Source organism: Microbispora sp. NPDC049125, assembly GCF_040802045.1.
Taxonomy (GTDB): Bacteria; Actinomycetota; Actinomycetes; order Streptosporangiales; family Streptosporangiaceae; genus Microbispora.
Genome location: NZ_JBEZDW010000005.1, coordinates 240,584 through 258,575, shown reverse-complemented (window position 1 = coordinate 258,575; position 17,992 = coordinate 240,584). Strand labels below are relative to the sequence as shown.

Sequence of the window (17,992 nt, the reverse complement as noted above, 5' to 3'; positions counted from 1 at the left end):
GTCCAGGTGACGGTGGCGTGCGCCTTGGAGGGAACCCACGTCATGAGCGAGTGGCGCGAGCGAATCCGCCCACACCGCGCGCTGCGCGAGCCCCGGACGCGACGCGAGGGGGCGGCATGAGCGCCCGGATCGGCGTCGTCACCTTCCCCGGAACCCTCGACGACCAGGACGCGGCGCGGGCCGTGCGGCTGGCCGGCGCGCAGGCCGTGCCGCTGTGGCACGCCGACCACGACCTCAAGGAGGTCGACGCGGTCTTCCTGCCCGGGGGCTTCTCCTACGGCGACTACCTCCGCTGCGGCGCGATCTCGCGCTTCTCCCCCCTCATGGACGAGCTGATCCCGGCCGCGCGGGCCGGCCTGCCGGTCCTCGGCACGTGCAACGGCTTCCAGATCCTGTGCGAGGCCCACCTGCTGCCCGGAGCGCTCACCCGCAACCAGGGCCTGCACTACGTCTGCCGCGACCAGCGCGTCCGGGTGGAGAACACCGCCACGGCGTGGACGGCCGACTTCGAGAGCGGCCAGGAGATTCTCCTGCCGGTCAAGCACGGCGAGGGCCGATACGTGGCCGACGCGGCGACGCTGGCGGCCCTGGAGGACGAGGGCCGGGTCGTGTTCCGTTACGTCGGCGGCAACCCGAACGGATCGCTCGGCGACATCGCGGGGATCACCAACGAGACGGGCAACGTCGTGGGTCTCATGCCCCACCCCGAGCACGCGGTCGAGGACCTCGTCGGCGCGCCGAGCGTGGACGGCCGCGGCTTCTTCACGTCCATCCTCAAGAAGCTGGTGAACGCATGACCCTGGACAGCGTCAAGCGGGCCCAGGAGACGCCGGACGAGCGGCAGCCGTACGCCGAGCTGGGCATGAAGGACGAGGAGTACGAGCGGGTCCGGGCGATCCTCGGCCGCCGGCCCACCGGCTCCGAGCTCGCCATCTACTCGGTCATGTGGAGCGAGCACTGCTCCTACAAGTCGTCCAAGGTGCACCTGCGGCAGTTCGGCACCAAGGCGCCCGAGTCGGAGGCGCTGCTCGTCGGCATCGGCGAGAACGCGGGCGTGGTGGACATCGGCGACGGCTGGGCCGCCACCTTCAAGATCGAGTCGCACAACCACCCCTCGTACGTCGAGCCCCACCAGGGCGCGGCCACCGGCGTCGGCGGCATCGTCCGCGACATCATGTCGATGGGCGCCCGGCCGATCGCGGTCATGGACGCGCTGCGCTTCGGCGGCGCGACCCAGCCGGACACGCGCCGGGTGCTGCCCGGCGTCGTCGAGGGCATCAGCCACTACGGCAACTGCCTCGGGCTGCCCAACATCGGCGGCGAGCTCGTCTTCGACCCCTGCTACATCGGCAACCCGCTGGTCAACGCCCTGTGCGTCGGCCTGCTCCGCAAGGACCAGATCAAGCTGGCCACCGCCCCCGGCCCGGGGAACAAGGTCGTGCTGTTCGGCGCCCGGACCGGCGCGGACGGCATCGGCGGGGCCTCCGTGCTGGCCTCCGCGACGTTCGAGGACGAGTCGCAGGCCAAGCGGCCCGCCGTGCAGGTGGGCGACCCGTTCATGGAGAAGCTGCTGATCGAGTGCTGCCTGGAGCTCTACCAGGCCGACGTGGTGGTCGGCATCCAGGACCTCGGCGCCGCCGGGGTCTCCTGCGCGACGACCGAGCTGGCCGCCAAGGGCACCGGCGGCATGCACGTCGACCTCAACCTCGTCCCGCTGCGCGACCCGTCGCTGCGGCCCGAGGAGATCTTGATGAGCGAGTCGCAGGAGCGGATGATGGCGGTCGTCGCCCCCGGCGACATCCCGGCCTTCATGAAGATCTGCGACAAGTGGGACGTCCCGGCCACCGTCATCGGCGAGGTCACCGACACCGGCAGGCTGGTCATGACGTGGGACGGCGAGACGATCGTCGACATCCCGCCCGGCACGGCCGCCGACGAGGGCCCCGTCTATGAGCGGCCCTTCCACGAGCCCGCCGGCCAGGCGGCCCTGAACGCGGACGGCCCGGAGCGGCTCCCCCGCCCCGACGACCTCCGCGCGACCCTGCTCACCCTGCTCGGCTCGCCGAACCTCGGGTCCAAGGAGTGGGTGACCTCCCAGTACGACCGGTACGTCCGGGGCAACACGGTCCTCGCCCAGCCCGCCGACGCCGGCATGCTGCGGATCTCCGAGACCATGCCGGGCGCGGAGGAGTCCACCAGGGGGATCGCGCTGGCGACCGACGGCAACGGCCGCTACGCCAGGCTCGATCCGTACACGGGGGCGCAGCTCGCGCTGGCCGAGGCGTACCGGAACGTGGCCGTGACCGGCGCCCGCCCGCTGGCGGTGACCAACTGCCTCAACTTCGGCTCCCCGGAGGACCCGGAGGTCATGTGGCAGTTCGCCGAGGCCGTACGCGGGCTCGCCGACGCCTGCAAGACGCTGGGCGTGCCGGTGACCGGCGGCAACGTGTCGTTCTACAACCAGACCGGCTCGGCGGCCATCCACCCGACCCCGGTCGTCGGCGTGCTCGGCGTGATCGACGACGTCGCCAAGCGGGTCAGGTCCGGCTTCACCGCTCCCGGGCTGCGCGTCGTCCTCCTCGGGGAGACGCGTGAGGAGCTGGGCGGCTCCGAGTGGGCGCACGTGCTCCACGACCACCTGGGCGGGCTGCCCCCGAGGGCCGACCTGGAGGCGGAGCGCGGCCTCGCCACCGTGCTGCTCACGGCGGCCTCACAGGGCCTCGTCGAAGGCTCGCACGACCTGTCGGACGGCGGCCTGGCGATCGCGCTGGCCGAGTCGTGCCTCGCACAGGGTGTCGGGTGCTCGGTGACCCTGCCGGGCGACGACCCCTTCACCGACCTGTTCAGCGAGTCGGCCGCGCGGGCGCTGGTGTGCGTGCGGCCGGAGGCGTTCGAGGCGCTGGCCGAGCTCTGCGGCCGCCACGGGCTGCTCTGCCACGGTCTCGGCACCACCGGCGGGGCGTCGCTCGCGGTCGAGGGCGCCTTCGAGATCTCCCTGGACGAGCTGCGGGAGACCCACTCCGGCGCACTGCCGGCCATCTTCGGCTGACCCCCCTACGCGTGAGGCCCTTCCGGACACCCCGGAAGGGCCTCCCACGTCACGCGGCCGAGTACGGGCTGGATGATGGCGGAAATCGACGAGTGTCAGGAGTTCACGACGCGGAGGGCGCCCGACCGGCGGCCGGTGAGGCGGTCGAGCGCGGCGGAGGTGGCGGAGTCGGCGGGGAGGTAGACGACAAGGTGCTGGCTGTCCCGGGCGGGCAGTTCGAGGACCTCGCGGGCCAGGCGCAGCTCCCCCACCTCGGGATGCGTGAGCCGTTCGGCGCCGGACGCCGCATTGCGGCCGAGGGGACACCTCATCCGCTCGGAGAAGGGGGCCCCGGCGACGGCGGCCAGCTCCTCCGCCAGGGCCACGAAGTGGCGATCGGCAGGGGGCGAGGCCGATCTGAACCAGGTGACAAGGTCGTCGGCGACGGCGTCCCAATCCGGGTAGGACGTCCTGGCCCGAGGGTCGGTGAACGCGTACCGGACGAGGTTCGGCGAGTGGGCGTCGAGGAGACCGATGGGGGCGGCCAGCCGTTCGTAGCCCCGGGTGAAGGCGAGAACGTCGGTCAGCCGGTTGAGCAGCACGGCGGGGGCGGGCTCCAGCCGGTCGAGCAGGGCCCGGACGGTGGGACGAACCTCGCGGGCCGGTGGCGCCGCTCCGGTGCAGGGGAAGGAGTCGGCGCTCACCGCCTTGGCGGCGTTGCGCAGGCGCATGCGATCCTCCGCCGACAGGAGCAGGGCGTCGGCCAGTGCGTTGAGGACCTGGGGCGACGGCTGGCGGTCGCGCCCCTGCTCCAGCCGCGTCAGGTACTCGACGCTGATTCCGGAGAGTGTGGCGAGCTCCGACCGCCTCAGTCCCGGGGTGCGGCGTCGCGGCCCCTCAGGGAGGCCCACCTCAGCGGGCGTCACGGCCTCCCGGTGTGCACGAATGAACGCTCCCAGCTCGTTGTCGCTCACGACCTCCAATGTACCGATCCGGCCCTCCTTGATCGTGGCCCTGACAGGGCCAGCATCGACGCGGTCTCCCTCGGCGGCGCGGTGCCCGGCACGGTTGGTGACATGACATCCCCTGCGACGGCTTCCCCCGTGCTCCGCATCGCCGTGATCATCGCCAGCGTCCGGGAAGGCCGGTTCGGGCCCGTCGTGGCCGACTGGTTCGTCTCCCGGGCGCGTACGCACGGCGGCATCGAGATCGACCTCATCGACCTGGCCACGGTGGCCCTGCCCATGGCCCTCCCGCGGCGCGGCGGGCCCGTGTCGGCCGAGGCGGCCACGGCGCTTGAGCCCCTCACTCCGCGGATGGACGCGGCGGACGGCTTCGTGGTGGTGACCCCGGAGTACAACCACAGCTATCCCGCGTCGCTCAAGAACCTGGTCGACTGGCACTTCACCCAGTGGCAGGCCAAGCCCGTCGCGTTCGTCTCGTACGGCGGGATCTCCGGAGGCCTGCGGGCCGTGGAGCACCTGCGCCACGTCTTCGCCGAACTGCACGCCGTCACGGTGCGCGACACGGTGAGCTTCCACGGGGCGTGGGAGCGGTTCGAGGAGGACGGCCGGCCGAAGGACCCCGAGGCCGTGGACGCGGCGGCCAAGACCATGCTGGACCAGCTCGCCTGGTGGGCGCTGAGCCTGCGGGAGTCCCGCGAGAAGCGGCCGTACACCGCCTGACGGCTCCGGCCGGAAGGAGAAGGCCCCTCCAGGAACTCCTCTGGAAGGGCCTTCTCCTGTCCCCGTACGCGCGCCACCCGCGCAGGCGAGGCGCGTACGGCTACGCCTTCAACAGCGCAGACTGTGGGGGCCGATCCTGGTGGAGCCCCCATTGGCTCCACCGCGTCTCAGGCCCGGGTGGGCGTCAGGCGGAGACACAGATGACGTAGACGGTGCCACTGGCGTTCTTTCCCGACACCTTCCAGCCGGCCGGCTTGCCGCTGCTGAACGTCGGGGAGCTGACCCAGAACTGCCCGCTGCTGCTGCCGCTCGCGTCGTAGCCGCCGCCCGTGGCCACCTTTCCGGAGCCGCAGGAAACGGACTCGGTGCCGCCCTGTCCCCCGAAGGTGAAGCCCTCGGACTTGTACGTGATGGTGGAGCCGGCGGAGGATCCCGACGCGCCGTCCTTGCCGTCCTTGCCGTCCTGACCCTTCGGACCGGCCGGGCCCGCCGGGCCCTGCGGACCGGCGGGCCCCGCGGGGCCCTGCGCACCGGTCGCACCCTTGAGGCCGTCCTGACCCTTCGGGCCGGCGGGGCCTGCGGGGCCCTGCGGACCGGTCGCGCCCTTCTCCCCGTCCTTGCCGTCCTGACCCTTCGGACCGGCCGGACCGGTGGCTCCCTTGTCGCCGTCCTGACCCTTCGGCCCGGCGGGGCCTGCGGGGCCCTGCGGACCGGTCGCGCCCTTCTCGCCGTCCTGACCCTTCGGACCCGCCGGGCCCTGCGGACCGGTGGCTCCCGTCGCTCCGGTGGCGCCCTTGAGACCCTGCGGGCCGGTCCTGCCCTGCGGGCCCTGGGGGCCGCTCTGGCCCTGCAGGCCCATGTGGCCCTGCGGTCCGGTCTTGTTCCACGACACCTTGTACTCGGCGGGCTTGCAGGTGGTGGTCACACCGACAAGGCGCATGTACCGCGTCGTCTTGTTGACGCACGCGTAGTAGACGGTGTCGCTCGCCGACGAGGCGGTGGCGACACCTCCTACGACGAAGAGGGAGCCGGCGAGCGCACCGACCGTGAGGAGACCGATGCTGCGTCCACCCGGCAACTTGAGGGCCACGACTGACCTTTCTGAAGCATGTGAGTTTTGGAACGTTTGAGAACCATGTGATTCACGGTTCAACCAGCCCGCCGGTTGGCACGACGGACATCACGTATGCGCATCAGGCCTGTGAGTAATGCTGCGCAGTCAGACATGGCGGCTGATCTCACTATCGGGATAATCAGCCGCATACTGGTGATCGACCGGTGGAGGAGCCGTGCCCCCCGACCCCGCAACAGCCGTATCCCGTGAGGCGTACCTGCCGCCGGCGACCCAGCCGGTGCGGGGCGTCGTGTGGGCGATCCACCTGATCCTGCCGATGCTCGGCCTGTGGCTGCTGCTGGCCCAGCCCGGCATCGACGTCGAGTGGTCCGACAAGCACAGCCATTTCTGGCTCATCCTGGTCGTCGCGGGGGTCAACGTCGTGCTCGGCGGGCTCATCGCCCGCGCGTCGGCCCGGCGCCGCGACGCCCGGCTGCTGCTGGTCTCGCTGGTCTTCCTGAGCAGCGCCGGCTTCTTCCTCCTGCACGGGCTCGCCACCCCGCAGGTGTTCCTCCCCAACGGCACGGTCGGCTTCGACCTCGCCCAGCCGGTGGGCCTCGCGATCGCCTCGATGTTCGCCTTCGTCTCCGCGCTCCCTCTCGGCGACCGGGCCGCGGCGGCCGTGCTCCGCGCTCAGGGGGCGCTGCGGGCCGGTCTCCTGCTGGTGCTGGCCGGCTGGGGGGTCGCCTCCCTGGTCCCCGGCCTGACCCCGCTGAGCGACCCGCTCCCGCCGCACGGCGCCGGGCTGGGCGTGTTCGCGCTGGCCGGGGTGGCCCTCTACGTGGTGGCGGCCGCGATGATGTTCCGCCTCCACCGCAGGCGCCCGGCCGCCGTACTGATCAGCCTCATCACGGCGTACGCGCTGCTGGCCGAGGCGATGGTCGCGGGGATGCCCCACCGCAACTGGCACCTGTCCTGGTGGGAGTGGCACCTCCTGCTGACCTTCGCGTTCGGCTTCGTCGCCTACAGCGCCTACCTCCAGTTCCGCCGCGAGGGGGCGGCCGGCGGCCTGTTCGACGCGGTCACGCTGTCGGCCACGGCGCGCCGCATCCAGGCGGACTACGAGCGGGCCCTGGAGGAGCTCGTCGCCCACCTCCGGGGCGGGACGCGTTCCAGCGCGCCGATCAGCACCAGGCTGGCGGGCCGTTTCCGGCTCACCGAGGGCCAGGCCGCCGTGCTCGACCGTGCGGGCGCCGCGCTCGCCGCCGAGCGGGAGCTGTCCGAACGGCTGGGCGCGCTCGTCGAGGTCGGCCGCCAGACCCGCGTGCGCCTGCCCGAGTCCGAGCTGCTCACCGCCGCCCTCCAGCGCGTACGGCAGGCGTACGGCGACGTGGGGCTCAGCCTGATGCGGGCCGGTCGCCTCGTGCCGTACGACGGGACCTCCGGCCCGCCCGTCGAGGAGGGGCCCGGCCTCCACGCGCTGGCCGCGGGCATGGTCCTCGACCGCGGCGACCGGGTGGTCCACCCGCTGACCGTGAAGGGGCGGCTGGCGGGCGCGCTGTCAGTGCCCGTCGGGGTGACGCGCCAGGACGAGGCGCTGGCGGCCACGCTGGCGGCACAGATGTCGATCTCCCTGGAGAACGCCCGGCTCTACCAGGAGATCGAGACGCTTTTCCGGCAGTACATGTCCCCTGACGTGGCCGACTCCCTGCTCTCCGACCCCGACCAGGCCGCGCTGGGCGGCAGGCTCACGCAGGTCACCGCGCTCTTCGCCGACCTGCGGGGGTTCACAACGTTCTCGGAGCGGGTCGCGCCCGGCGAGATCGTCGAGATGCTGAACCGCTATCACACGGCGGCCGTGCCGTGCATCCTCGGCAACGGCGGCACGATCGTGCAGTTCGTCGGCGACGCGCTGCTGGCCCTGTTCAACGCCCCCGCCGAGCAGCCCGACCACGCCCTCCGGGCCGTCCACGCCGCCCTCCAGATGCAGGAGGCGTCCGCGAAGGTGTCGGCGCACGTCGTCGCGGAGCAGGCGGCGGGGCTGCTCTCACCGGTGGAGTGGCCGACCTTCCGCGTCGGCGTGAACACCGGCCCGGCCCTGGTGGGCAACATCGGCAGCCCGGAGTTCCGGGGGTTCAACGCGATGGGCGACGCGGTGAACGTCGCGGCCCGGCTCCAGGCGCTGGCGGAGCCGGGGACCGTGGTCATCGGCCAGTCCACGTACGACCTGATCGGCCCGGCGGAGGTGGTGTCGCTCGGCGACCTCGCCCTGAAAGGCAAGCGGAGCACCGTCCACGCCTACCGGCTGGTCGCCCTGGCCCACCGGTGAAACGGGCTTTACGGGCACCCCGCGCTGGGCCAAGACTGAGCACGGCGTCGACGCGGCATCGGCCGCGGTGGAGGACGCACGCGGTGGAGGAGGTACGGGGTGACCAGTCCTGAGCCCGGGGAGTTCCTCGCGCTGCTCACCGAGGAGGAGGCCGACGACCTGCGGGCCGCCGGCCGTGCCCGCCGGTGGGAGCGCGGGGCGACCGTGATGAGCGAGGGCGAGACGGCCGACTGGGTCCTGGTGCTCACCCGCGGCCGGGTGAAGGTCTCCTCGCACACGGCGAGCGGCAACGAGGTCGTCCTCGCCGTACGGGGGCCGGGCGCGCTGCTCGGCGACATGTCGGCGCTCGACGGCGATCCCAGGTCGGGGACGGTGACGGCCCTTGAGCCCATCGAGGGCCTGATCGTCCACGACTTCCCCGGCTATCTGCACGACCACGGCCGGGTCGCGGTGCTGCTCATGCGGCTCGTCATCGGACGGCTGCGCGACTCCGACCGCAAGCGGATCGAGTACGGCGCGTTCGACATCACCGGGAGGGTCGCGACCCGCCTGGTCGAGATGGCCGAGCGGTACGGCGAGCCGACGAACGGCGGGGTGAAGGTGGCGCTGCCCCTGTCCCAGGACGAGCTGGCCGGCTGGACGGGAGCCTCCAGGGAGGCCGTCAGCAAGGCGCTGCGCACACTGCGGGACCGCGGGCTCATCGAGACCGGCAGACGCCAGGTGATCGTCTACGACCTCGACGGCCTGCGCAGGCGCGCCAGGTGATCGACGACCACGACGGCCCGGGCGGGCGCGCCCGCTGACCGCCACGCCGCGCCCGCCCGGACCGCCGGAGCCGCCAGGACCGCCGCGCCCGCCCGGACCGCCGGAGCCGCCGGAGCCGCCGGGACCGCCGCGCCCACCGGGGCAGCCGGGCGTCCACCCCAGTCCCGGCTCGCCCGAGCACGCCGGCGCTCTCAGGTACGCCTGGCGGGTCTGCTCGGTCACCGGGCTCGGGCTCGCGCTGATCGGCGTCGGCTCCAGCACGCTGAACGTGGCGCTCCCCGAGGTCGTGCGGCACTTCCGGGCCGGCCCCCTCGCGTCGAGCTGGGTGCTGCTGGCGAACTCGCTGGTCAGCACGGCGACGCTGGTCCTCTTCGGCCGTGTGGCCGACCTGCTCGGCAGGCGGGAGGTCTACCTGGTCGGCTTCGCCCTGTTCACCGGGGCGTCGCTGCTGGCCGGGCTGGCTCCGGACGTCGGCGTGCTCATCGCCGCGCGAGCCGTACAGGGCCTCGGTGCGGCGATGATCCTCGCCAACGGCACCGTGATCATCACCGGCGCCTTCCCTCCGGACCGGCTCAGCCAAGGGCTTGGCGTCTACATGGCGATCCTTTCGGTGGCGCAGCTCGCGGGGCCGACGCTCGGCGGCCTGATCGCCGACACCCTGGGCTGGCGGTGGATCTTCTGGATCAACGTCCCCGCCGGGGTGGCGGCGCTCCTGTGGGGAGCGCTGGTCCTGCGGAAGACCCCACGGGGGCCGAGGCGGCCGGTGGACGCGCTGGGCAACCTCGTCGTCTTCGCCGCCCTGTCCGCCGCCCTCATCGCGATCAGCCAGAGCGACCCGCTCGCGGGAGTCATCGCCGTCCTGCTCGTTCCCGCGCTGGTCCTCGTGGAGCGCAGGGCCGCCAACCCGGTGCTGAGTCTCACGCTGTTCGGCGGCCGGATGCTGGTGTTCGCCAACCTCGCGTCGTTCGGCAACGCGCTGGCCCGCTCGTCGCTGATCCTGCTCGCCGGCCTCTACTTCCAGGCGGCGCGGGGGGTCGACGCGCTGGCGGCGGGCCTGGGCGTCCTCCCCGTCCCGGTGGGGATGACCGTCGCCGCGCCGATCGCGGGCGCCCTCGGCCGCCGTGTCACGCCGTACGCCCTGTCCGTCGGCGGCTGCGTCCTCACCGCGACCGGCCTGCTGGTGCTCACCCTCTCGGCCGGCGCCGCCACGCCGTACTGGGTGATCGGAGCCGGGCTCTTCCTCACCGGCTGCGGCAGCGGCGCCTTCCTGACGGGCAACACCACGCAGGTCATGAGCGCGCTGCCGCCGGGGAGCCTGGGGGTCGTGAACGGCTTCCGCATCATGATCATGAACACGGGGAGCGTCCTCAGCGTCGCGACCACGCTGACCGTGCTGACCGGCTCAGTCCCGGCCGGGCTGCGCGCCCAGGTCTACGCGGGCACGCTGTCACGCGTGTCACCGGTCGCGCTGGAGCGGCTCATGACCGGCTTCCAGCGGACCTACCTGGCACTGCTCTGCGTGGCCGTGCTCGGCGTCCTCTGCGCCGCCATGGCCTCCACGCCGCCCAGCAGCAGGTCGATCCCGAAGGCGTAGTACGCGTCCGCGTCGGGCTCCTTGTCCAGGGCTCTGCCGAAGGCGACCATGCACGGGAAGCGGTCCGGGGGGAGCGCCTCCAGCGACAGCCGCTTCTGGCGGCGGCATTCCGCCCTTTCCTCGGGCGTCATGCCGACCGATCCCACCTGCTGCGTCTCCACGAGAGCGATGACCCCGTTGAGCAGGTACGACGAGATGAGATAGCCCTCCTCCAGCGAGAAGCCGGCCTCCGAGAGCATGCCGAGGGCGGCCTCGGTGGCCCGCGAGAAGCTGTCCACCTGGTGCTTGTGGAGGGCGGGGAAGAGGCCCGTCATCGCGGGATGGCGCCGCAGCACCGTCGTGAGCGCCTCGGCCATGATCCGCAGCCGGTCGGCCCATGGGGACGAGGGGTCGGGCTCGGGGGTCACCTCGGCCAGGACGTGGTCGGCCACCGCGTTGAGCAGCAGCTCCTTGTTCTTGAAATGCCAGTAGAGGGCCATCGGCGTGACGCCGAGCTCCTGCGCGAGCCTCCTGACGGTCACGGCGCCGAGCCCGTCGGCGTCGGCCACCTCGATGGCCTTGTCCACCACGGCCTGCCGGGTGAGTCTGTCCGCGCCCACCATGCTCAGCTCCCTCTTCCCTCCCTGCGTAGTTGACAACTATACGCCGTATAAGCTCTCCTGTACGAGGTACATGTACGCCGTACATGTACCTCGTACAGGTTCGTATTCTGAGGAGAACTCATGACCGGACGATGGTGGGCGCTGGCCGCGGTGTCGCTCGCGACCTTCATGACGTACCTGGACAACAACGTGGTCAACGTGGCGCTGCCCACGATCCAGCGGGACCTCGGGCTCACGATCTCCGGCCTGGAGTGGATCGTGAGCGCGTACATCCTGGTCTTCGCGGGCCTGTTGCTCGTCGGGGGCAGGCTGGCCGACGTCTTCGGGCCCCGCGCGACGTTCTTCACGGGGTTGTCGATCTTCACGCTGGCGTCCGTCGCCGCCGGGCTCTCCGGCGGCCAGGAGACTTTGGTCGCGGCGCGGGCCGTCCAGGGCATCGGCGCGGCGCTGCTCACTCCCGCGTCGCTGGCCCTGCTGCCGAGGATCTTCCCGGATCCCCGTGAGCGGGGGACGGCCATCGGCATCTGGAGTGCCGCGGGAGCGCTCGCGCTGGCCGTCGGGCCGCTCACCGGCGGAGTGCTCAGCGAGAACGCCGACTGGGGGTGGATCTTCCTGATCAACGCTCCGATCGGTGTGATCACCGCCGCGGTCGGCCTGCGGGCGATCCAGGTCCCGCGCACCTCGGGAGCACGCGCAGGGCTCGACCTGCCCGGCCTGGTCACGTCAGCCCTGGGGATGTTCGCGCTGACCTACGCGCTGATCGAGGGGGAGTCACGCGGGTGGACGTCGGCTCCGATCCTCGCCTCGTTCGGGCTCGCGGCGTCGGCCGCGGCGGCCTTCGTGGTCATCGAGGCCCGTACGGCCCAGCCGATGATCGACCTCAGCCTGTTCAGAGAGCGGATCTTCAGCGGGGGCCTGCTCTCGATGGGCCTGTGGTCGTTCGGCGTGTTCGGCATCTACTTCTTCACCGCGATCTACCTGCAGAGCGCGCTGGGCTTCTCCCCGATCGAGGCGGGCGCCGGGTTCGTGCCGATGGCCCTGCTCATGGCCGTGCTCGCGACGGTCTCGCCGCGGATCGCCGAGCGGTTCGGCAGCGCCCGCACGGTCGCCACCGGCCTCGGCCTGATGGCCGCGGCGATCGGCGGCCTGTCGAGCGCCGGCGAGGGGAGCGGCTACCTCGACCTGCTCCCCTGGTTCCTGCTGTACGGCGCGGGTGCGGGGCTGCTCGTCCCGCTGACGAACGTCGTGCTCGGGGCGATGCCCCAGAGCCGGGCCGGGGTGGCCTCCGGCGTGCTCAACGTCTCGCGTGAGGTCTTCGGGCTGCTCGGCATCACCATCCTCGGCGCCGTCCTCACCGCGCGGGAGAACGCGGTCATCGGGGAGCCCCTGCACCGGTTCCTGGAGGCCTACCGGTTCACGCTGATCGTCGCCGCCGCGATCGTGCTGGTGGGCGTGCCGGTGAGCCTGTTCTCGCTGCGCCGGGCCCGGGCCGCCGCCCCGGCGACCGAGCCGGCCGTCGTCCCCGAGCCCGTGGGCTGAACGACTGGGCGACAATGGGCGGATGCCGCCACGCAGACTCGACCCGGGGAAGGTCAGGGAGGCGCTCGACGCCCAACTCGTCGAGCTCGACCAGCCGCCGTTCGACGGCCCCGACGCCGCCGCAGCCGACGCGTGTGTGCGGGCGGTGCTCGGGGCCTACGACGCCGGGCTCACCCCGGTCAGGGACGCCGCCCGCTTCGCCGTACGGCACCTGCTCGACGTGCTGGTCGCCCGGGCGCCGGGGCGGTCGGTGGAGGTGAGGGTCCCGCCGTACGCGGCGGCGCAGTGCGTGGAGGGGCCCCGGCACACCAGGGGCACCCCGCCCAACGTCATCGAGACCGACCCCCGCACCTGGCTGGAGCTGGCCACGGGACGGCTGCGCTGGCCCGACGCGATGGCCGCCGGGAGGATCGCCGCCAGCGGCGCCCGGGCCGACCTGTCCGGCCACCTGCCGGTGTGGTGACCCAGGGAGCTCACTCGGTCCCGAGGTGGCTCTCCAGGCAGCGCTGAACGGCTGCCTGGTCCGGGAAGCGCGCAGGATCGAAGCACTCCCCCAGGTTCCTGCTCTGGTACCAGTTGTAGACGACGACCGCGAAGATCACCCCGAGGACGAGGGTCAGCGCGCTGAGGACGACCCCGGCGACCGCCCGCCGCCTGTTGGAGTTCTTGGCGATGGCCACGATCCCGATGACGAGGCCGACGACCGCCACGACGGTCCCGACGCCGCAGACGAGCAGCAGGACGAGCGCGCAGATCCCGAGCACGAGGGCGGCCGTGCCCAGCCCTCCGCCGGGGCGCTGAGGGCCGCCGTACGCGCCGGGTGGCGGTGGGGGCAGCGCGCCGCCGTAGGGCTGCTGGCCGTAGGGTTCCGGGCCGCCGTAGGGCCCCTGGCCGTAGGGCGGCTGCCCTCCGTACGGCCCCTGACCTGGGAAGGGACCCTGGCCGGGCGGCGGCCCCTCACCCTCGTGGGGGCCGGGGCCGTCCGGCCCGCGCGGAGGGCCGGGGTCGTCAGGTGTCGCCACGCCAATCCCTCCCGTATCTGATTATGGGGCATGCCACAACGCCCAGGCTCTCCCGTCAACACCGGTGTGACCAGGGACGACACGGCAAAGAGCGGTCGATCGTTTCGGCCCGTGGAGGGCATCCCCCGGTTCGAGCAGCGGCAATGCCCAAATAGACTCGGGAACGTGTTGAAGGGCGACGGCCGGTTGGGCCATGACCTCGACTCCCAGGATCGGGCACCTCAGGACGCCTGCGGCGTCTTCGGTGTCTGGGCACCCGGGGAGGACGTCTCCAAACTCACCTACTACGGCCTTTACGCACTGCAGCACCGCGGGCAGGAGTCCGCGGGCATCGCTGTCAGCGAAGGCAGCCGCATCCTCATCTACAAGGACATGGGCCTGGTGGCCCAGGTCTTCGACGAGTCGATCCTGGGCACCCTGCGCGGGCACCTGGCCATCGGGCACTGCCGCTACTCCACGACGGGATCCAGCGTCTGGGAGAACGCACAGCCCACGCTGAGCTCCACCGACGGCGGCGGGCTCGCGCTCGCCCACAACGGCAACCTCATCAACACGGCGGTGCTCGCCGAGCGGCTCGCTCCGGGCACGATCCGGGCCACCACCGACACCGAGGTGCTCACCGCCCTGCTTGCGCAGGCCGGCTCGCGCCCGGTCGAGGACGTCGCGGCCGAGCTGCTCCCCGAGGTGGGGGGCGCCTACTCGCTCGTGTGGATGAACGAGACCACGCTCTTCGCGGCGCGCGACCCGCAGGGCATCCGCCCTCTCGTCCTCGGGAGGCTGGAACGCGGCTGGGTGGTCGCCTCGGAGACCGCCGCGCTCGACATCGTCGGCGCGTCGTTCATCCGGGAGATCGAGCCCGGCGAGCTCCTCACGATCGACGAGCGCGGCGTGATCTCCCGCCGCTTCGCCCCGGCCGCCCCCAAGGGCTGTCTGTTCGAGTACGTCTACCTCGCCCGCCCCGACACCACCATCGCCGGGCGGGGCGTGCAGTCCACCCGCGTCGAGGTGGGCCGGGCGCTCGCCCGCGAGCACCCCGTCGACGCCGACCTCGTCATCCCGACCCCGGAGTCCGGCACGCCCGCCGCCATCGGCTACGCCGAGCAGAGCGGCATCCCGTACGGCCAGGGCCTGGTGAAGAACTCCTACGTCGGACGCACGTTCATCCAGCCGTCGCAGACCATCCGGCAGCTCGGCATCCGCCTCAAGCTCAACCCGCTGCGCGAGGTCATCGAGGGCAAGCGCCTCGTCGTCGTCGACGACTCGATCGTGCGCGGCAACACCCAGCGGGCCATCGTGAAGATGCTGCGCGAGGCCGGGGCCACCGAGGTGCACGTGCGGATCTCCTCGCCGCCGGTCGCCTGGCCCTGCTTCTACGGCATCGACTTCGCCACCCGGGCCGAGCTGATCGCCGGATCGCTGTCGGTGGAGGAGATCCGGGCGTCCCTCGGAGCCGACTCGCTCGGCTACATCTCCCTCGACGGCCTGACCCGGGCGACCACCCTGCCCGCCGACCGCCTCTGCCGCGCCTGCTTCGACGGCGAGTACCCCATTCCCATCGACCAGGACCGGGTCGGCAAGTACGTGCTGGAGGCCCGGGGATGACGAGCTACGCAGCGGCCGGCGTCGACATCGAGGCCGGCGACCGCGCGGTCGAGCTGATGAAGTCGCGCGTGGCGCGGTCCCGCCGCCCTGAGGTCGTCGACGACGCCAGCGGCTTCGCCGGGCTCTTCGACGCCTCGGCGTTCCTGCGCTACCGCCGCCCGTTGCTGGCCACCTCGACCGACGGCGTCGGCACCAAGGTCATGCTGGCCCAGCGGCTCGGCAAGCACGACACGATCGGCATCGACCTGGTCGGCATGGTCGTGGACGACCTCGTGGTGTGCGGGGCCGAGCCCCTGTTCATGACCGACTACATCGCCTGCGGGAAGGTGGTGCCCGAGCGCATCGCCGACATCGTCGGCGGCGTGGCCGAGGGCTGCCGGCTCGCGGGCTGCGCGCTCGTCGGCGGAGAGACCGCCGAGCACCCGGGCGCGATGGGGCCGGACGAGTACGACCTGGCGGGCGCCGGCACGGGCGTCGTCGAGGCGTCCGAGCTGCTCGGCCCCGACCGTGTGCGGCCGGGAGACGTCGTGCTCGGGCTGGCCTCCAGCGGCGTGCACTCCAACGGATACTCGCTCGTCAGGCACATCATCGCGACCGCCGGCCTGGGCCTTGAGCAGGAGATGCCGGAGCTGGGCCGCACCCTCGGCGAGGAGCTGCTGGAGCCCACCCGCGTCTACTCCCTCGACTGCCTGGAGCTGATCCGGGAGACCGAGGTGCACGCGCTGGCCCACATCACCGGCGGCGGTCTGGCGGCCAACCTCGCCAGGTCGCTCCCGGCGACGGCCGACGCCGTGCTCGACCGCGGCTCGTGGACGCCTCCAGCGATCTTCGAGGTGCTGGCCGGCCACGGCAGGGTGCCTCAGGCCGAGATGGACAGGACCTTCAACCTGGGTGTGGGAATGTGCGCGATCGTCCCGGCCGGCGAGGCCGACAGGGCCCTCGCGCTGCTGGCCGGGCGCGGGCTGCCCGCCTGGGTCCTCGGGGAGATCGTCGACGGCGGCGGAGAGGCCCGCTTCCGCTGATCACCGACAACGGCCGGCCGGCGGATCGGCATGAGATGCCGGAAACACTGGGAAAGATCGGAAACACGGGAACAGGGGAAACGCCGAAAGCGCGCCCCGGAGACTCCGGGACGCTCAACGTGTCGGCCATAGATGAACCACCCGGCGGGGAACATCACCCGCCGGGCCGCTCACCTGGCGTTCAGGAACCGCTCAACGACGCCCGCCACGGTCACTGTCACCGTCATCGTCGTCGACGGCCGCGTAATCGGCGTAGCGATCAGCCAGCTCGTCGTAAGGGTCATGCTCGTCACTGTGGCCGGAATCGTCCTCGTCCACGACTCCGAGCTCCGCGCGCAGGCGCTCAAGATCTGTGCCGCCGCTGTTGTACTTCAGCTGACGGGCGACCTTGACCTGCTTGGCCTTGGCTCGGCCGCGCCCCATTGGCTCGACCCCCTCATGCGGGGTCGTGCCCGACCCCTCGTCACTAACGCACCGCGCACCGACGCCACCTGGCTTCAGGCGTCAGTCTCTCGTTCGCCTATTACCGTACCTGGTTTGTGCGCCGCTCGGTACGTGGTACGAGCGGCGCCGGTCAGCGCCGGAGCCAAATGCCCCTTAGCCGACCGACTTCTGACATTCTGCGCTCTGCCAGCCTATCCGCTGCGGCGCCGGGAGGAACGCCTTCCTCATCGGCCATCTGGAAGATCTTCAACGTGGTGTCGAAGATCCTCTCCGCCCGGGCCCGCGCCCTGGCCATGTCGAAGCCCTCGATCTCGTCCGCCACCTGGATGACCCCGCCGGAGTTCACCACGTAGTCGGGAGCGTAGAGCACGCCGCGCTCCGCGAGCTGCTTGTCCACACCGGAATGGGCCAGCTGGTTGTTCGCCCCGCCGCAGACGATCTTCGCCTTGAGCTGCGGGACGGTCGCGTCGTCCAGTGCCCCGCCGAGCGCGCAGGGGGCGTACACGTCGATGTCCGCCGACTTGAGAGCGGCGGCGCCGCCGGCCGCGACCTCGACACCGGGGTGACGCCGCAGCACGCCTTCGACCGCGCGCTCGTCCACGTCGCAGATCAGGACCCGCGCCCCGTCCTCGACCAGGTGGTCGACCAGGCGGTGGCCGACCTTGCCGACGCCCTCCACGCCGACGCGCCGCCCGCTCAGGGACGGGATGCCGTACAGGTGCTGAGCGGCGGCCCGCATGCCCTGGAACACGCCGAAGGCGGTGAGGATGGAGGAGTCCCCGGCGCCGCCGTGCGCCAGGGTCCGCCCGGTGACGTAGGAGCACTCGCGGGCGACGACGTCCATGTCCTCGCTGTAGGTGCCCACGTCACAGGCGGTGTAGTAGCGGCCGCCCAGCGACTGGACGAACCGGCCGTACGCCCGGAGCAGCGCCTCGCTCTTGCCGGTGGCCGGGTCGCCGATGATGACCGCCTTGGCCCCGCCGTGGTCGAGGCCGGCCAGCGCGTTTTTGTACGCCATGGCCCGGGAGAGGTTGAGCACGTCGGCGAGCGCGGCCTGCTCGCTCTCGTAGGGGTAGAACCGGGTGCCGCCGAGCCCCGGCCCGAGGGCGGTGCTGTAGATCGCGATGATCGCGTAGAGCCCGCTGCGCTCGTCGGAGCAGAACACGACCTGCTCGTGGCCTACCGGATGGACGGGGTTCGCGTCGCTGCCTGGGCTTGGGTCCTTGTGAGAGAGCCCGAAGACGTCGGTCACGGTGGTGACTCCTGATCGCCTGTGTACGCCGCCTCGTTGCGGCGATTCCCTCCC

At 72.1% G+C, this 17,992-nt stretch carries 16 protein-coding genes; 10 read left to right on the top strand and 6 right to left on the bottom strand.

Annotation, left to right across the window (positions count from 1 at the left end):
* The first annotated feature begins 116 nt into the window (after positions 1-116).
* Positions 117-797, top strand: a complete 681-nt coding sequence (gene purQ / locus AB0B72_RS08795) for a phosphoribosylformylglycinamidine synthase subunit PurQ (RefSeq protein ID WP_367738004.1) — start codon at positions 117-119, stop codon at positions 795-797.
* Positions 794-3,049, top strand: coding sequence for a phosphoribosylformylglycinamidine synthase subunit PurL (gene purL / locus AB0B72_RS08790; protein ID WP_367738003.1), 2,256 nt, complete (start codon positions 794-796; stop codon positions 3,047-3,049). Before purQ ends, purL begins: the two co-directional genes overlap by 4 nt.
* Positions 3,050-3,144: 95 nt before the next feature.
* On the opposite strand, the gene AB0B72_RS08785 is transcribed toward purL, so the two are convergent.
* Positions 3,145-4,002, bottom strand: a complete 858-nt coding sequence (locus AB0B72_RS08785) for a helix-turn-helix domain-containing protein (RefSeq protein ID WP_367738002.1) — start codon at positions 4,000-4,002, stop codon at positions 3,145-3,147.
* A 102-nt stretch (positions 4,003-4,104) separates the two neighbouring features.
* Between AB0B72_RS08785 and AB0B72_RS08780 the strand changes: the two genes are divergently transcribed.
* Positions 4,105-4,713 carry an NADPH-dependent FMN reductase gene (locus tag AB0B72_RS08780; protein WP_367738001.1) on the top strand — a complete coding sequence of 203 codons (609 nt, stop codon included), beginning with the start codon at positions 4,105-4,107 and terminating at the stop codon, positions 4,711-4,713.
* 184 nt (positions 4,714-4,897) lie between these two features.
* On the opposite strand, the gene AB0B72_RS08775 is transcribed toward AB0B72_RS08780, so the two are convergent.
* A complete protein-coding gene (locus AB0B72_RS08775; RefSeq protein WP_367738000.1) occupies positions 4,898-5,803 on the bottom strand; it encodes a hypothetical protein in 906 nt (301 codons plus the stop codon).
* Between the two features lie 199 nt (positions 5,804-6,002).
* Here AB0B72_RS08775 and AB0B72_RS08770 point away from each other — a divergent pair, with 199 nt between their 5' ends.
* The 3 genes from AB0B72_RS08770 (at position 6,003) to AB0B72_RS08760 (ending at position 10,455) form a co-directional block, all read left to right on the top strand.
* Positions 6,003-8,096: an adenylate/guanylate cyclase domain-containing protein gene (locus AB0B72_RS08770; RefSeq protein WP_367737999.1), complete on the top strand. Its 2,094-nt coding sequence runs from the start codon at positions 6,003-6,005 to the stop codon at positions 8,094-8,096.
* Positions 8,097-8,195: 99 nt separating this feature from the next.
* Entirely contained in the window at positions 8,196-8,861 is a 666-nt protein-coding gene (locus tag AB0B72_RS08765; protein ID WP_367737998.1) for a Crp/Fnr family transcriptional regulator, read from the top strand.
* A gap of 34 nt (positions 8,862-8,895) precedes the next feature.
* Positions 8,896-10,455: an MFS transporter gene (locus AB0B72_RS08760; protein WP_367738056.1), complete on the top strand. Its 1,560-nt coding sequence runs from the start codon at positions 8,896-8,898 to the stop codon at positions 10,453-10,455.
* Here AB0B72_RS08760 and AB0B72_RS08755 read toward each other — a convergent pair.
* The gene (locus AB0B72_RS08755; protein WP_367737997.1) at positions 10,362-11,057 is read right to left on the bottom strand and encodes a TetR family transcriptional regulator; all 696 of its coding nucleotides are present in this window, start codon (positions 11,055-11,057) and stop codon (positions 10,362-10,364) included. The genes AB0B72_RS08760 and AB0B72_RS08755 overlap by 94 nt on opposite strands.
* Positions 11,058-11,177: 120 nt before the next feature.
* On the opposite strand from AB0B72_RS08755, the gene AB0B72_RS08750 reads away from it, so the two are divergent.
* Both AB0B72_RS08750 and AB0B72_RS08745 read left to right on the top strand, forming a co-directional pair.
* Positions 11,178-12,596: an MFS transporter gene (locus AB0B72_RS08750; protein ID WP_367737996.1), complete on the top strand. Its 1,419-nt coding sequence runs from the start codon at positions 11,178-11,180 to the stop codon at positions 12,594-12,596.
* A gap of 22 nt (positions 12,597-12,618) precedes the next feature.
* On the top strand, positions 12,619-13,059 hold the full coding sequence (locus AB0B72_RS08745; protein WP_367737995.1) for a sterol carrier family protein: 441 nt from the start codon (positions 12,619-12,621) through the stop codon (positions 13,057-13,059).
* 10 nt (positions 13,060-13,069) lie between these two features.
* Here AB0B72_RS08745 and AB0B72_RS08740 read toward each other — a convergent pair whose 3' ends face one another.
* The gene (locus AB0B72_RS08740; RefSeq protein ID WP_367737994.1) at positions 13,070-13,618 is read right to left on the bottom strand and encodes a hypothetical protein; all 549 of its coding nucleotides are present in this window, start codon (positions 13,616-13,618) and stop codon (positions 13,070-13,072) included.
* A 165-nt stretch (positions 13,619-13,783) separates the two neighbouring features.
* On the opposite strand from AB0B72_RS08740, the gene purF reads away from it, so the two are divergent.
* The gene (purF, locus tag AB0B72_RS08735) at positions 13,784-15,220 is read left to right on the top strand and encodes an amidophosphoribosyltransferase (RefSeq protein ID WP_367737993.1); all 1,437 of its coding nucleotides are present in this window, start codon (positions 13,784-13,786) and stop codon (positions 15,218-15,220) included.
* Positions 15,217-16,242, top strand: a complete 1,026-nt coding sequence (gene purM / locus AB0B72_RS08730; protein WP_367737992.1) for a phosphoribosylformylglycinamidine cyclo-ligase — start codon at positions 15,217-15,219, stop codon at positions 16,240-16,242. The genes purF and purM overlap by 4 nt, the downstream gene beginning before the upstream one ends.
* A 192-nt stretch (positions 16,243-16,434) precedes the next feature.
* Here the strand turns inward: purM and AB0B72_RS08725 are convergent, their stop codons facing one another.
* On the bottom strand, positions 16,435-16,665 hold the full coding sequence (locus tag AB0B72_RS08725; protein ID WP_367737991.1) for a DUF3073 domain-containing protein: 231 nt from the start codon (positions 16,663-16,665) through the stop codon (positions 16,435-16,437).
* Positions 16,666-16,816: 151 nt separating this feature from the next.
* A complete protein-coding gene (locus tag AB0B72_RS08720) occupies positions 16,817-17,938 on the bottom strand; it encodes a Leu/Phe/Val dehydrogenase (RefSeq protein ID WP_367737990.1) in 1,122 nt (373 codons plus the stop codon).
* Positions 17,939-17,992: the final 54 nt, after the last annotated feature.

Excerpts from the sequence above, each read along its gene's own strand:
- AB0B72_RS08755 (WP_367737997.1), bottom strand. The coding sequence starts at position 11,057 with ATGGTGGGCGCGGACAGACTCACCCGGCAGGCCGTGGTGGACAAGGCC.
- purQ (WP_367738004.1), top strand. The coding sequence starts at position 117 with ATGAGCGCCCGGATCGGCGTCGTCACCTTCCCCGGAACCCTCGACGAC.
- AB0B72_RS08780 (WP_367738001.1), top strand. The coding sequence starts at position 4,105 with ATGACATCCCCTGCGACGGCTTCCCCCGTGCTCCGCATCGCCGTGATC.
- AB0B72_RS08745 (WP_367737995.1), top strand. The coding sequence starts at position 12,619 with ATGCCGCCACGCAGACTCGACCCGGGGAAGGTCAGGGAGGCGCTCGAC.
- AB0B72_RS08750 (WP_367737996.1), top strand. The coding sequence starts at position 11,178 with ATGACCGGACGATGGTGGGCGCTGGCCGCGGTGTCGCTCGCGACCTTC.
- AB0B72_RS08725 (WP_367737991.1), bottom strand. The coding sequence starts at position 16,665 with ATGGGGCGCGGCCGAGCCAAGGCCAAGCAGGTCAAGGTCGCCCGTCAG.
- purL (WP_367738003.1), top strand. The coding sequence starts at position 794 with ATGACCCTGGACAGCGTCAAGCGGGCCCAGGAGACGCCGGACGAGCGG.
- purM (WP_367737992.1), top strand. The coding sequence starts at position 15,217 with ATGACGAGCTACGCAGCGGCCGGCGTCGACATCGAGGCCGGCGACCGC.